Annotated in this window: 6 protein-coding genes; 4 read left to right on the forward strand and 2 right to left on the reverse strand. The window is 37.0% G+C overall.

What is annotated here, in order from left to right:
* Positions 1-211: 211 nt before the first annotated feature.
* The gene (locus tag ACSQ6I_RS25230; protein ID WP_438892978.1) at positions 212-2,995 is read right to left on the reverse strand and encodes a beta-ketoacyl synthase N-terminal-like domain-containing protein; all 2,784 of its coding nucleotides are present in this window, start codon (positions 2,993-2,995) and stop codon (positions 212-214) included.
* A 291-nt stretch (positions 2,996-3,286) separates the two neighbouring features.
* Positions 3,287-10,282, reverse strand: coding sequence for an SDR family NAD(P)-dependent oxidoreductase (locus ACSQ6I_RS25235; RefSeq protein WP_438892979.1), 6,996 nt, complete (start codon positions 10,280-10,282; stop codon positions 3,287-3,289).
* Positions 10,283-11,607: 1,325 nt separating this feature from the next.
* Here ACSQ6I_RS25235 and ACSQ6I_RS25240 point away from each other — a divergent pair.
* The 4 genes from ACSQ6I_RS25240 (at position 11,608) to ACSQ6I_RS25255 (ending at position 15,525) form a co-directional block, all read left to right on the forward strand.
* Entirely contained in the window at positions 11,608-11,931 is a 324-nt protein-coding gene (locus tag ACSQ6I_RS25240) for a hypothetical protein (RefSeq protein ID WP_013192762.1), read from the forward strand.
* 357 nt (positions 11,932-12,288) lie between these two features.
* Entirely contained in the window at positions 12,289-13,488 is a 1,200-nt protein-coding gene (locus ACSQ6I_RS25245) for an ABC exporter membrane fusion protein (protein WP_438893053.1), read from the forward strand.
* Between the two features lie 160 nt (positions 13,489-13,648).
* The gene (devC, locus tag ACSQ6I_RS25250; RefSeq protein WP_438892980.1) at positions 13,649-14,821 is read left to right on the forward strand and encodes an ABC transporter permease DevC; all 1,173 of its coding nucleotides are present in this window, start codon (positions 13,649-13,651) and stop codon (positions 14,819-14,821) included.
* Positions 14,822-14,832: 11 nt separating this feature from the next.
* Positions 14,833-15,525 (forward strand): DevA family ABC transporter ATP-binding protein, encoded by a 693-nt coding sequence (locus tag ACSQ6I_RS25255; protein ID WP_438892981.1) that lies wholly within the window; start codon positions 14,833-14,835, stop codon positions 15,523-15,525.
* Positions 15,526-15,626: the final 101 nt, after the last annotated feature.

Genomic DNA, 15,626 nt, shown 5'->3' on the forward strand with positions numbered 1-15,626 from the left:
GACCCACGGCTTTATCCGTGGGATTTTAGCATCAAGAAATCATTGGTGAAGATGCTATAGCGGTTCTCGGTTGAGTGAGATACAAGAACTCCAACCCCCGCCTACAGCGCTGGTTCACCGCAAGCGATGAGGGGGCTATGATGTATTTCATTCAAGTGCATACCGCTATAAGATTTTGACTGGTTTTTGTGAGATTAATTTATTGTTATTCTTACTCAAGTATTTTTTTGTAAAATTCAATTTGCTGTTGAATTAAGGAATTTATTTGTTGTAGTGATTCCTGACGTGATTTTACTAAAAAGGTATGAGTTTTAGTCATAAGTGCATTATTGTTACTCAATTTCTTGTAGTGCCAATTAGATGGTTGAGAAGAAATAGATTTGAAAATTTTCTCTGGTTGTTTAATGGCAGGATTTTCTAGGTTAATTAAAGGCTGATTTTGTGGTTTTATATTAGTTTCCCGTTGATTTTTTGGCTGAGGTTCTTCTGAAGAGAGAGAATACAAGGGTGATAAATCTAATTCAACACGATGGCTGAGAAGTTTGCCTAATGCTCTGATAATTGAAGTATGATCATCTAATCCTCTGCGATTAATAGATACGGCTATGTGTTCTTTTTCTTTGAGGTGTGAGCTAATCCATCTTGAACAACTGCTACCAACACCTACTTCAATAAATATTCTGATATTGTCGTTGTAGACCCGGTTAATGAGGCGAGGAAAATCAAGTTGCTGACATAGGCATTTAGCAATGTTGTGTCCTATAGTATGGCTATTGAGTTTGATTGGTTCATATTCTGCGGCGGAATAAAAAATAGATGCTGATACGTTTCCAAGAGGTAAAGTGTTAATTTTTACTAGTTCATTGTACTCGGAGTGCATTGGCTCACAATGAATTACATGATTGATGGAAGTTGGAAAAGCATCACAATTTAGTTGTTGAATTATTCTTTGACAGGCCTTTGTTTCACCAGAGATAACAATTTCTTCTGATGTATTAATTAAAGGTATGTAGACGCGAGTTTCGTTTTTTATTGCTTCCTGGACACGGGATAATGGACATATGAGAACGTAGTTGCTCCAAAAATCTGAGGTTTGATCTTCTACGGGTAATTTCCAATATTGGCGAACTGCATTTTTGGGGCCGGATAATTGAGTTTTAAATAGCGGCGATGAATTCAAATAATCACTTGTTTCTTTAAAGCTAGTCCAAATACCTTGGGCTAACATCATGCTGGTTTCACCAAGGCTATAACCAAAGGCACATTGTGATTGTATTTGGAAATAATTTTTGAGTATTGCGGTCATGAGTCCAGCAAAGCCAACTTCAGATTCCAGCATTGCTACTGGATCATCTATTAATTGCTGTTCTAAGGCTTCTATTTCTATTTTTGATAATTTTTTTAAGCTGCGGGGATAGAGAATTTTTTCAATGTTGGCGGTGCGATTATAAACGCTATTGATAATTGGATCATCATAAATTTTGGGAAACAGCCGTAAGAGATTTCGCCCTACTCCGATGTAAGAAGTGAAGGAACCGGGGTAAACGAAAGCGACTTTACCTTTTTTGCCCTGTGGTTTGGCGGTAAAATAGCTCCCAAGGGGGGTTTGCCAGTCTTTTCCGGTATCAAAGGCAAGATTAACGCCTGAGATGGCGCGGTCTATTTCTCGTGTGAGTTCTTCTTGATTTCGTGCCAGAATTGCGATCGCATAATTTGCATAATTTGAATGTTGATGTTTCTGAAATTCTCTGAAGGTTTGGCTGGCCAGTTGAGAGAGAACAGGGGCCTCTTTGAGGGTTTGCTGGAGTGCGGTAATTTGGTTTAATAGGGAGGTGCGATTTTCCGCTGCGATCGCATATAAATAATAAGGAATCTGCTCTAAATATCTGCTCCTGCGTTCTATCTGGCTGACTTCCTCTGATAAAATCAAGTGTGCATAACTGCCATTTGCCTCCATGCTGTTAACAGCAGCTATTCTTTTATTCGTACCTGGTTCTATAAACCAAGGTTTAGATTCTGTAGCCACATAAAAGGGACTTCCACTCCACATATCCGGTTGTTTGGGACGTGACCAATTGGGAACTGCGGGAATGTAGCGGTGATATAAACACAGTGCTGTTTTAATTAAACTGATGATTCCTGAAGCATTATGAGTATGACCAATATTAGCTTTGATGCTACCTACCGCACAACTTAAGTTTGATTCCCCAGTTGTATAAGCTGTAACTAAACCTTGAATTTCCGTTTCATCTTGTTGGAGATTTCCACTAGCATAAACTTCCAAATAGCCAATATCTTGAGCTTGAATATCTGCGATCTGAAAAGCAGTCTGACAAGCTTGAGTAACTGCTTGCGGTTGATATGGGGAATTCTGCACCACACTCAAAGCATCAATTACTGCATATATGCAATTATTCTTTTGTTTGGCTGTTTCATGAAGTTGCAATACTACAGCGGCTGCACCTTCTCCTACTAAAGTAGGATCAGCATTTTGATCATAACTGAGAGTCTGCAAACCTGTAATATGATTTTTCTCGTGAGCAAAATCCATTGCTGCAACTAAAACAGCATCTACTTGTTTATTTATTAATAGTTTCTGTGCTAAATTCAAGGCTGAAAACCCTGAGTTTTCTTCAGCGAATGCAGGACTAGTCGCATCCCAAAGCCGAGAAATATAACTGGCTAGTTTATTTTGATAGTGACTTTGAGATTCAGTCACCATCACAACTGCAATTTTTGTCTCTGGATCTAATTTAGCATCTTTGAGAGCATTATTAGCTACCTGCAACATTAATTGTTGTTGAGAGGAAAGTTGATTGATTTCTGCGAATGGAATTGGTAATGATGGTGTATCGCCATAAGTCAGGGGTGTAAAATGTTGTTTGCCTTGGTAAATACTGCTTTCAAAAGCATCTAATCCAGAGCAATTACTAACGAAGCAATCCATTCCTATAATGGCAATTTTAGGAATTTTATTTTTCGGAAATTCTTTCATGCTTATTCTCCAATTTCGTACTAAATGAATATGGATTAAATGAACCGCAAAGACGCGAAGAACGCGAAGGAAGAAGAAAGAAGATAGGTATTATATAGCAGTTGTCAGTTGAATAATATTCAAATGTAATTTACAAATGACCGCTGCTATATTGGGAAGGTAGTTTTGATACAGGAGATTGCAGATCAATGAGGTACAAAATCAAAATTGAAACCTAGACACCAAGGCAGTTTTACTCCTGATTCCTGATTCCTGATTCCTGACTCCTGACTCCTGAATTCTGCTGTATGTCTATCCTATTTGCTTGGGTAAAATAGTCCCTTTTGCACCAATCATCCGGTTATAAACTTGTCCTTCCTTGTTATGGGTAATGACGTTAGCTACTACATTTGATTCTGTCTTGGATTGGATTTCACAGGTAACGTAAAATGTTTCACCAAAAGGTACTTGTGCAAATTGTTCAAAGTTTTTAATTTCTGAGGGTAAGCAACCTACTTGATGAAAATGCTGTGTCCAAATCCAGAGTGCATGAATCTGCACATCTGCAATATAAGGATTGAATGTTTGGACTGGAAATTGTCCCTGTTGTTGTGCTGTAGGTTGTGGTAAATTACATTCGATGGTGAGTTTACCAGGACTGGTATTTAATACAGATTTTACGCCTTGAAAGATAGTTCCATGAAATAAGCTAGAAGCGCCGTTTTGATAAAGTAATTGATTGGTAGAGAGGAATTGCTCATCCTGGTTTAAGTTTAGCAATTCATAGTTAGAGGTAATGGGAATTTCGCGCTTCAAAATCAGATTAGTACTGAAGTGATACCTGATTTTACCTTCTGGAGTGATACTGCTAATTTTAGCAGAAATTTCTATTTCTTCGTTTTCAATTTTAGCAACTTCTTGAAGTTCTAGAGTATATTCATCGACGAGATTTTCATCAAAAACAATTCCCTTTAAAACTTTGAAATTGGGGCAACTAAAAGCCTTGAAACCTGGATAGATTTGTTCGCAGGTGTTAGCCATCCATAGTAGTCCACAAGTAGCGGGAAGAACTGGACGACCGACAATTACATGATCCTGTAGAAATGGGTTAGCTGCTAAGGTTAATTGGCGATGAATGCGATAGGTTTTTAATTCGCTGGGTAAGGAAGATGGGATATAAACTAGGGGGCTACCAATTATCAATTGCACTGTTTCTGGACTCGCATTTGTTAGTTCATCAACTAACATTTGTGTGCCGATTTCTATGGGTATGGTTTCAATTCCCCGTTCTGTAAAGGCTTGCTTTAATTCTGGTGATACCATGCCGCTATCCCAAGGACCCCAGTTAATAGCGGCTACATGGCAGTCAGGATGGTTGCGTTTGACGAGATGGGCAGATTTGTTGAGGATCTCGTTAGCGATCGCATAATCCGATTGTCCCACATTACCATAAAAACCAACCACTGAGGAAAACAAAACTAAATATTGCAGTTGTTTTGGTGGTACACAACGGAGTAAGTTTTCTAAACCCTTGACTTTGGAAGAGTAAACTGTTTCAAAATCACGAATTGATTTTTTTTCAATGCGCTTATCAGCTAAATTTCCGGCACCATGAATAATTCCAGTTATCTCCCCTACACATTCAATTATGGATGCCAGTTTCTGTTCTAACAAAGCGCTGTCAGTAACATCTACACTCAAATATACTGCTTCCCCTCCTGCTTCCTCAATTGCTTTCAATGTATTTTGAATTTCTCGTTGTGCGGAAATTGCCTGATATTTTTTTTGCACCATTATTGGTGTTGGCTTTTCTCCTCTGGCTTGAAAATCCTCCATAATTCGCTGTTTTAATCGGGCTTCATTCTCATAGCCCTCTGCCCAAACTGGTTCTGCTTCTGTACTCGAACGACCTAAAAGAATGAATTTACATTGATGTTGCTGGGCTAATTTAATGACACATTGGGCAGTTATACCTTTTGCACCACCACTAACTAGAAATACTTGATCCTTGGTAATTGATAATGGGGAATTGGTAATGGTTAATGGAGTGGGTTCTGCAATTAAGGTTACTCTACCTTTGTTGCTATATCCTACTTCTGTAACTAAAAGATTAGGATCTTGAAGTTCAGCAAGAATATATTTTACAGAAGTGTCTGTATCTAAATCAGGACTTAAATCGAGAGAACGACAAAATACAGCTTCCCATTCTTGATTTAAACTCTTGGTCAGTCCAAATACCCCCGCACCAATCACACCAAAATTAATTGTGTGTCCAAGTCCAAACTCACCATCTAAACGGGCAACATTGATAAAACAACTGCGTCCTTTTGTAGCTGCATTATTTAGTGATTCTTTGAGATATTTAGCAATCAGAAATACATGACGCAGCATGGTATGTTCTGTTTCTAAATAACGCACACTATGACTTGCATGGTCGTGAGTGGCAGGATGTAAGTGAATAAATGTACCAACAGTTCCATAATCACGAGATATATTTTCTAACTGTTGTTGTAAAGCTTCTTCACTCCAATCATCTAAAACTACATGATTAATTCCTTTCACTAAAGTTGACTGCACAGAGGGGAAACTTAAAACTACAGTTTTCCAACCTTTTTCCATCAAAGCTGCTGCTAATTTACTAGTAGTAGGAGAACCATTATCAGTAATTAAAGCAATATGATTTTCAGGAATCTTGAAATCTAACACATCAGGTTGGGGAAGTTGCTTTAATTTCACAGGACTGCGAAGAATCTTATGATTCAATTCTGGTGCTTTCACATCCTGCTTTTTTTCAGTTAGTAACTTAGTTATACCCTTAGCCTGATCTTGCATATATTCGGCAATTTGACCCAAGGTACGCAATTGACCCAATTCTTCTGGATTCGGTCTGGGTAAGTCGGGGTAAAGTTCTAGCAACCCTCCTAAAATTTCTACCCGTTTGATAGAATCAATTCCTAAATCCGCCTCAATATCCATTGATAGTTCTAACATCTCTGTTGGATAACCTGTTTTATCACTAACAATAGTGAGGAGAATATTACTCAAATCTGTGGGTATGATTGCTTCTTTATCTATATCATTTGCAGCAATTTCTTCTAAATTATCCTCACTTGTAGAGAGAAGTTTTATGGGAGTTGGAGAAACTTCTGATTCAGGAAAAGTAGTTTGAAATTCGGAGATTTGTGAGTTATTTTCTACAACATCATGAGGAACTTCTACTAACGTTTGTGCTGGAAAATTAGTAGCTTCTGAAACCTCTACTTTTTGATTAAGTAACTCTGGAACTAGAGTTTTTATATACTCTGCAATTTGACCCAAGGTACGCAATTGACCCAATTCTTCTGGGTTTGGTCTGGGTAAGTCGGGGTAAAGTTCCAGTAAGCCGCCTAAAATTTCTACCCGTTTGATAGAATCAATTCCTAAATCTGCCTCAATATCCATTGACAGGTCTAACATCTCTGTTGGATAACCTGTTTTATCACTAACAATGGTGAGAAGAGTTTGTCCGAGTGTGGAAATATTAATATCAATTGGATTTGTCGGTACTACTGTGATAGTGTTTGACATTTCCTCTAACCCTTCTTGCAGGGGAGGAGAATTATTAACCCCATTCTTGTTAATCAAATTTTTTTCATTTTCCGCTCTTTCTCGCGCTTCTTCAGGGAGATATCGAGAAGGGTTTTGGGGTTGGGGTCTATCATTAGGAACTAGCAAAAAATTATAATGTTGTTGCAGCAGTTGGAAGTAAGTATGAGTGTATTCCTGCTGATAGTTCAGATATTGTTTATGAATGCGGATAGTGTCAGTTTGATGATCATGAAGCCGCATTATGCTACGTTCAGAACTAGAAATTGCTAGTTGTTGTGTTTGTGCTTGATATTCATTAACTTGATTATTTGCTAATAAGGAATGCTGCTGTTGCATCAACTGGTAAAAGGTTTTCGTATACTCTGTTTGATTGTGCAAAGATTGTTCATGAACCTGTGTAATATCACGTTGATTACGAGTAAATTCTGCTAATGACTGTTCTAAGCCATCAATAACTTTTTCATAATTTTCAATGGGAATTTCCACTTTATCTAATTTGCTATTATTTCCATTATTTGTGGATTTACCATTACCGTTCATTAATTCAGTATGGGCAGGAAGAAGAGATTCTATCTCTACAGCTTGGTGATGTCCATTCATTAATTCTGCATGAGGAGATACCATACTAGTTTGATGTCCATTCATTAACTCTGCATGGGGAGATATCATACTAGTTTGATGTCCATTCATTAATTCTACGTGGGGAGATACGGTATTAATTTGATGTCCATTTTCCAGGGCTTGTGCAAATGCTTTTTTTGCTTTGTCAGTGATATTGGTACTGTTTAACCGCACGTTTAAAACCTTCTTTTGATCAACTTGAGTAATTTTCGTTTCAATTTGATAGGGGTCGAGGTTTTTTAGAGGTAAACCAGCAACTCGTAATTGTATTATTGCTTCTCGTAAAACTAAGTCGCTATTCTTAGTATGATTCCCATTTAAAGCTACAGCGATATGTGGTTTATCATTCAGAATATCTTTGACTAAGTTGGTCAGAACATTTTTAGGGCCAAACTCAATAAAGCAATAGCCACCATCTGCATATATATTCTCAATTTCCTGTTGAAATAGAACTTGATTTAGCAGATGTTCTTTGAGAATTTTTTGAATGCTTGAGGAATCACTAGGGTAACGTTTACCTGTAACATTGGTATAAATTGGAATCTTGGCATCGTTGAAAGTTACTTTCTCAATTGCTTGGGAAAAAGGTTCCTGGGCATGGGCTACTAATGGTGTATGAAAAGCTGCGGAAACTCCTAATGAAAACGTCAAAAATCCCTTTTCTTTTAAAACATTCTGTACTTGGGAAATTTCTACTTTTTTTCCAGCTAATACCACCTGATTTGGAGAATTCCAATTAGCAATAGCAACTTGGGGGAAATCTTTAATTAATTCCTGCACCTGACCAACATCACCTTTAACTGCTAACATTCCCCCTGCATCAGATTCCAGGGGTGTAGTCATTGCTTTTCCCCTAGCTTTCACCAGGAAGAAATAATCTTCTTCACTCAACACTCCCCCAGCCCACAAAGCTGTTAATTCTCCAAAACTATGACCGGCAACAAAATCAGCTTTAAACCCAGCTTGTTGTAGTATGTTGTATAAAGCTGCGCTGAAAGCACCAATTGCAGGTTGTGCATATTCGGTTTTTTGTAGTGTTTCTAGCTGATGTTTCTTTTGTTCTGTATCAAAAACTGGGTGTGGAAAAACTACTTCAGATAGAGGGTTTAGCCCATCTTTGCATAACAATTTATCCATGCGAGCATAGTTTTGACGCAAGTTAGGAAAGTTAACTGCTAGTTCCCTTCCCATGTCTAAATATTGGGAACCTTGTCCAGAAAACAAAGCAACTATCTTACCTTTAGTTTCTATGCCAGTTTGGCGATAGTAAATTCCTTTGGGATGTTCCCATGATTCGGATTTGGGCTGGTTTTGTAACTGGTCAATACTAATTTGTAAAAATTCTTCTACTTGTGTAAAATTATCTGCTAAAAATCCAATTCTGGCATAGTTGATGGGGATTTCTACGGCTTCAGATTCTGTAGTTATTTGTTGATAATGAAGTTGTTTTTGATCTGATTTTAATTGTTGCTGAATCTCTTGGCAGCGAGATAATAATTCTGGGGTTGTGGGTGCAGATAATAGGATTGATTTGGGAGTATTGTGTAAACGATAAGATTGATCATGTTCGTTTTCATATTCTTCTAAAACAACGTGATAATTTGTGCCTCCAAAACCAAATGCACTTACCCCAGCCCGTCTAGGTTGGTTACTAATCCAAGGGCGAGTTTCTGTATTTAAATAAAATGGGGAATTCTCAATATTTAGTTTTGGGTGTGGTTGAGTAACGTTAATTGTGGGTGGTAGTACTTTGTGATGTAATGCCAACGCTGTTTTAATGAGACTTGCTGCACCGGCTGCGGCTTTGGTATGTCCAATTTGTGATTTAACGGTTCCTAAAGCTATATGTTGGGTTTTGGAATTGTTTTCACCAAAAAACTGTTTGATAGATGTGAATTCTGTAGGATCTCCTACCATAGTTCCCGTTCCATGTGCTTCAATTAAACTCACACTAGCGGGGGAAATTCCTGCTTCTTGGTAAGCACGTTGCAAGGCTTTGATTTGTCCTTCGGAACGTGGTGCATAGATACTTTTATACTTACCATCGCTGGAAGAACCAATTCCTTTAATGACTGCATAGATGCGATCGCTATCTCGGACTGCATCTTCTAATCGTTTCAGTACTAACATTCCTACGCCTTCACCCAACATCATGCCATCAGATTCAGCATCGAAGGGTTTGACTTTCTCTCCGGGGGAAATAGCTGGGGTTTTACTAAAACACATATAGGCGAAAATCGAGTTATCGGTGTCAACTCCGCCAGTCAGCATCATGTCGGCGCGATGTTCAACTAATTCGCTAATGGCCATTCTCAACGCACCTAAGGAACTAGCGCAAGCTGCATCAACTACGCAGTTCATCCCTCCCAAGTCGAGGCGGTTAGCGATACGCCCAGAAATGACGTTAGCTAACATTCCAGGGAAGGCGTTTTCTTCCCATTGCACATATGCACTTTTGATTTTTTGAATGATTTTTTCGGTGTCTTTGTCTGATAAACCGCTGTTTTTCAGGACTTTTTCCCAAACTGGGTATTGCAACCTTGCACCTAAAGGTACTGCTAACTGCCGACCAATGGCTACTCCTAATACTACTCCAGTGCGATCGTAGATATCACTGTTAATCTGGCTAGATTCACCATATCCAGCATCCTTCATCGCCGCTTTTGCAACTACTAAACCGAGTAACTGGGAAATATCTGTCACCTCTAGGATGTTGGGAGGTAAGCCAAATTCCATTGGATTAAAATCAATGTCTGGGAGAAATCCTCCTCGTTTGGAGTAAGTTTTATCAACTGCATGAGGATTAGGATCATAGTAATCTTCTATACTCCAACGTGAAGCAGGTACATCCGTAATACAATCAATTTTCCGAATAATTGTTTCCCAATATTCCTGTAAGTTTTTTGATTGGGGAAATATAGAAGCCATGCCAATAATTGCCACATTAGTTTGCTGCAATTGCGTATTAATTTTACTAAGTAAATTTGTGTTTTCTGACATATTTATTTTCCTCTTGATCAGCTTGAGCAAAGCCTTTTCACAATTGCTGATTTCATCTTGCAATTGTGCCAATACAGCTTCAATTTTGGAAGCAGCCATGACTATATATTCACTATTTTGCTCGTGAAATTTAGAGTTGCTAAGACAGTTTTAGTTTGAATCTAGATTATTTAAGTTAAATAACTAGAGACAACAAACTTCTCTTCGCTGAAAATTATTGATTGCTAATCTAAATTTGGTAAAATGCATGACTTGGCGGCTCAAGTTGGGATATTTTTATCCAGAGAACTTTATCTTCTTCTTCCCTGTATCTTCATTAAATTGCCGCTTGGGTTTATCTTAAACTGGTGACAAATCTTTTGCAACTCATATGCAACTTAAATGCAACTTGAGAAATTTATGCCGACTGCAAAGTTGCTAGAGCAATCTCAATGTGAGATTTTATTATCCAATTATTTTCTATTATTAACTCATGCAAATAAGACTGTTCATAAAATTGCATATAAATTGCATGAATTTGACAAAGCCTTATCTATATCTTTATAGATTCTACCAATCAGAATTTTTTATTTATCTAGTAATTAATCTGTAAATGGGCATAAAAAAATATTATCTCCCCTGATGTAAATAACGTCAAGATTTGCTATATAATAAAATCTGAGACATTAATACAAAAATATAACTATAGAGAGGTGTTGTAATTAATAAAAATATAAGTTGGTACTACTATTTAATACTTTTATTTGTAATTTATATATCAACAGGTAGTCTCGATTATTACACACACAGCAACAGGATATGTTAACCGATTCTCTCCACTATCTATAGACAGATTAGCTCCTGCACTGTGATCAGCAATCAAGTCTACTGTAAATTTTAAATCACTCAAATTTATTTTTAAGCATCTATCTTAAAGTAGATTTTTTATTACTAACATCAATATTTTTGATAAGATATTTCATTGTTATAAAAATTGTTTTTTCTAAATTTTCCATATTCTATATTGTTATTTTTACAACTTGCAACTATGCCTTAAGTAGTAAATTATTAGTATTTTCAGTAATGAATATACCCGTTTTTAGTTAATGAATAACATAAGAAAAAACTCTATCGACAAGTTGGAAAATTGCCAAAACCGATCAATTATTTAATTTAGACATATTTGTTGCATAAGGCTTGAAATTGAGGATAAATCAGTTTATTGTGTGTGATTGAATGATGTAAATGTAAATCCATACTGTTCGTTTAGCATAGTGAGTAGATACAGAGTTAATTAGAGTAAATATATAAATTCACTTTATTAATTCATCGCTCTATCCACTCTTAAACGCACAGTCTTGCAGCACAAATTTATGCAATATAAACTTATTGTGTCTGGCATTCTGCAAAATTGGAATTACACGAAAATATAAGGGCTTGCTGGCATGAGACTATCTGAACTAGATCCACTCATCCCGCTAAATGAGTTGAGAGAAGAACTTCTCAAGTTACCAAAAGGCTACTCTTTTTACGAAGACGAGTTGGTAGATTTCTTATCAAGACGAAGATGGCCTGAGAGCGATCGCCGGATTGATAGAACAACTTTCTGGCGGTGGCGTAACGACAACGGAATTGAGCATCAAAAAGTATTTAGTCGCTTGGATATCCTCAAACTCTGTCAAATCTGTGATCATTATCGCGTGGATGGAACTCGTAATGAATACTTAGCAATTATGAAAAAGAAAAAAGAAGTAATGCTCAACAAATAACTATGCATCTTCACTGGTGCAGAAAATACTCAATAGCTCTACTCACAGCAGATACAGCTAACACCAAGTTTGGATTTTGAATTTTGGGTAGATTAACGGTTTTAAGTAAGAGGCTGTTATCAAAATCTTCAACAATACTAACTATCCAAATTTGGGATCAGGAATAGATGGATATTTTCACAATATATCCATCTTCCTAGCTCTATCTTTGCCAAATATTGAAAAATACATCGAACCGACGTTATCAGGGAATGCTCTCAAGTGTACTGCTCTGTCTCTTTTGTAGAGATAGAAGCTTCTGTCAACCCCTTTGGGGAATAAAGCGACGTGCTAATTGCTAATTTAAAAGGCATAATTATGGTACACAAAGAAAAGCAGTCATTGACAAACCCTGTAGGTTGGTTGTCGATAACTTTGGCAATTACTACAGCTGTAGCGACTGGTACAGTAGCTCTCTACAGTCTTTCACGTTTTCATTTAAGGTCTAAATCAAATGCTCCAGTTCCTATCAGCAGTCCAACTCCAACAGTGACTGCTGTTGCTGCTTTAGGACGTTTAGAACCTCAAGGAGAAATTATTCGTCTGTCTGCTCCCGATTCACTAGGTGGGGGTGTGAGACTAACCAAACTTTTGGCTAACAAAGGTGATAAAGTCCGTCAAGGACAAGTGATAGCTGTTCTTGACAGTTACGATTCTAATTTTGCAGCTTTAGAAAAAGCCAAGAGGCAAGTACAAGTTGCTCAAGCGAGTCTTCAGCAAGTACAAGCAGGCGCAAAACAAGGTGATATCTATGCTCAAGAAGCAACAATTGCACGTTTAGAAGCTGAGTTGCGTGGAGAAACTTTTACTCAAAAAGCAACAATTGCTCGCCTAGAAGCTGAATTAAATAATGCGGAAACAGAGCATCAGCGATATCAGAAATTATACCAAGATGGTGCTATTTCTGCTTCTGATGCAGACACAAAACGCCTGAGAATGGATACTGTACAACAGCAACTCAATGAAGCTAAGGCTTCCTTAAATCGAACTGTAGAAACGCTTCAAAAACAGTTAACTGAAGCCAAAGCTAGATTGAATAGTATTGCCGAAATTCGTCCTACTGATGTGCAAGCAGCACAAGCTGATGTTGAGAGTGCAAAAGCATCAGTTAAACAAGCTCAAGCACAACTAGAATTAAGTTCTGTCCGTTCACCTATAGATGGTCAAGTGTTAAAAATTAATGCTTGGCCAGGAGAAATAATTGCTAGTAACGGTATAGCTGAAATAGGTCGCACTCAACAGATGTATGTAGTAGCAGAAGTCTACGAAACCGATATTAAAAAAGTGCGGTTAGGCCAGTCAGCGGTAATCACTGCTGATGCTTTTACAGGAAAAATACAGGGAACAGTTACAGATATCGGTTTGCAAGTAGGTAAACAAAATATTTTCAATAACAATCCTGGTGCAAATACAGATAACAAAATAGTTGATGTCAAAATTCGTATTGATAAATTAACAGATAATCAACGAGTTGCAGCCTTGACTAATTTGCAAGTACAAGTACTCATCAAGATATAGGAATTCTGGCTACTGACTCCTTTTTTAATAACTCGAAAATAATTCAATAGACATAGTAAATGTGCGTTTCTTAGAACCCTTGTAGAGACATTCCATAGAACGTCTCTATATCCTTTTCCACTGTCTAATAAGTGTAATCTGACTCCCAGAGGTTTTCAACATGATTCTCAATATACCTCTAGCTTGGCTACAACTAGCCAAACAAAGAGTTCGCTTTTTTGTGGCTTTAGCAGGAATTGCTTTTGTTGCCGTTTTGATGTTTATGCAAATAGGCTTTCAAGATGCGCTCTATGCGAGTGCTACACAGGTACACAAACATCTTCAAGGAGACTTGTTTTTAATTAGCGCACAATATCAATCCCTGACTTCTAATCAAAGCTTTTCGCGCAATCGTTTATACCAGGCATTGGGCTTGGCTGATGTTGAATCAGCCGATCCTTTATATGTGCAGTTCGCCAAATTAAAAAATCCGATTAATGGGCGCAAATATCCTATATATGTACTTGGATTTGACCCAGTAAAATCAATTTTAAAATTACCAGAGTTACAGGAAGGTTTTAAATTATTAGAAATACCTAATCAAGTATTTTTTGACCGTGCTTCTCGCCCAGAGTTTGGTCCAATTGCTGAATCTTTTCAACAAAATAAATCTCCAAATATGGAAATATTTAGTTATCTGGGTACAGTTGGTTACAAAGTTAATGTAATCGGCTTATTTAGTCTCGGTCCTTCCTTTGGAGTTGATGGTAATTTAGTTGTTAGTTCTTCAACTTTCATGCGAATATTCCGAGAGCGTGGAGCAGAAAACATAGATATGGGGTTGCTTCATCTCAGACCTGATGCTGATCCAAAAAAAGTTATAGCGAATTTATCAGTTAGGTTACCTAAAGATGTCATGGTGATGACTCGGCAAGAATTTATGGAATTTGAAAAAAGTTATTGGACTTTGAGAACACCTATTGGTTTTGTGTTTAATTTGATGGTAATTATGGGTTTTGTAGTTGGCATCATTGTTGTTTATCAAATTCTTTATAGCAATATATCTACCCATTTTGTTGAATTTGCTACCTTAAAAGCAATGGGTTTTAAAAATAAGTATCTTCTACGAGTTGTTTTTCAACAAGCTTTAATTTTAGCCTTTTTGGGGTATATTCCTGGTTTTGCTATATCATTGGGACTTTATGATTTAGCCAAAAATGCTACAAAATTACCAGTTATTATGGATATGGAAAAAGCATTAATAGTATTAATTTCTGCAATTTTAATGTGTTTGATTTCGGGATTTTTCTCTACAAATAAATTACGCAAATTAGATCCAGCAGAAATTTTCTAATTCTATTTACTATGATGCTATCAAAATTTATTCTGGAAATTACAAACCTAAATCAATATTTTGGTACAGCCAAGATACGTGACCAGATATTATTTGACATTAATTTGACAATTAATTCGGGAGAAATTGTCATTATGACGGGACCATCGGGTTCAGGAAAAACTACTTTATTAACTTTGATTGGTGGTTTACGTTCTGTTCAAGAGGGAAGTCTCAAATTTATTGGACAGGAATTATGTGGAGCTAGTAATGATCAATTAGTGGAAGTACGCCGGAAAATTGGCTATATTTTTCAATCTCATAATTTGCTAGACTTTTTAACAGCTAGACAAAATGTACAAATGTCGCTGGAATTACAAAAAGATATTTCTAAATGGGAAGCGCGTATGCAATCGGAAGCAATACTTGATGCTGTTAAATTAGGTAATCGAATTAATTATTATCCTTCTGATCTCTCAGGAGGACAAAAACAACGGGTTGCTATTGCTCGTGCTTTAGTTAGTCATCCCAAAATGGTATTAGCTGATGAACCAACCGCAGCTTTAGATAGTAAATCAGGTAGAGATGTTGTAAATCTGATGCAGCAATTAGCAAAGGAGCAAAATTGCTCTATTATAATTGTGACTCATGATAACCGAATTTTAGATATTGCTGACCGGATAATTCATATGGAAGATGGTCGCTTAATCAAACAGGTTTCGTAATTATTTCAGGGTAAATATAGTTGCTAAAATTAAAGTATTTCTTCAGGAGGAAATTATACCTGCTGAAAGTATGAGGTGATTATTTCTCTATATAGGTAAAG

Source organism: Anabaena sp. WFMT (assembly GCF_051781005.1).
Lineage (GTDB): Bacteria > Cyanobacteriota > Cyanobacteriia > Cyanobacteriales > Nostocaceae > Anabaena.

Bases quoted from the DNA above. Each gene is read 5' to 3' on its own strand.
- ACSQ6I_RS25235 (WP_438892979.1), bottom strand. From the start codon at position 10,282: ATGGCTGCTTCCAAAATTGAAGCTGTATTGGCACAATTGCAAGATGAA.
- ACSQ6I_RS25245 (WP_438893053.1), top strand. From the start codon at position 12,289: ATGGTACACAAAGAAAAGCAGTCATTGACAAACCCTGTAGGTTGGTTG.
- ACSQ6I_RS25230 (WP_438892978.1), bottom strand. From the start codon at position 2,995: ATGAAAGAATTTCCGAAAAATAAAATTCCTAAAATTGCCATTATAGGA.
- devC (WP_438892980.1), top strand. From the start codon at position 13,649: ATGATTCTCAATATACCTCTAGCTTGGCTACAACTAGCCAAACAAAGA.
- ACSQ6I_RS25255 (WP_438892981.1), top strand. From the start codon at position 14,833: ATGATGCTATCAAAATTTATTCTGGAAATTACAAACCTAAATCAATAT.
- ACSQ6I_RS25240 (WP_013192762.1), top strand. From the start codon at position 11,608: ATGAGACTATCTGAACTAGATCCACTCATCCCGCTAAATGAGTTGAGA.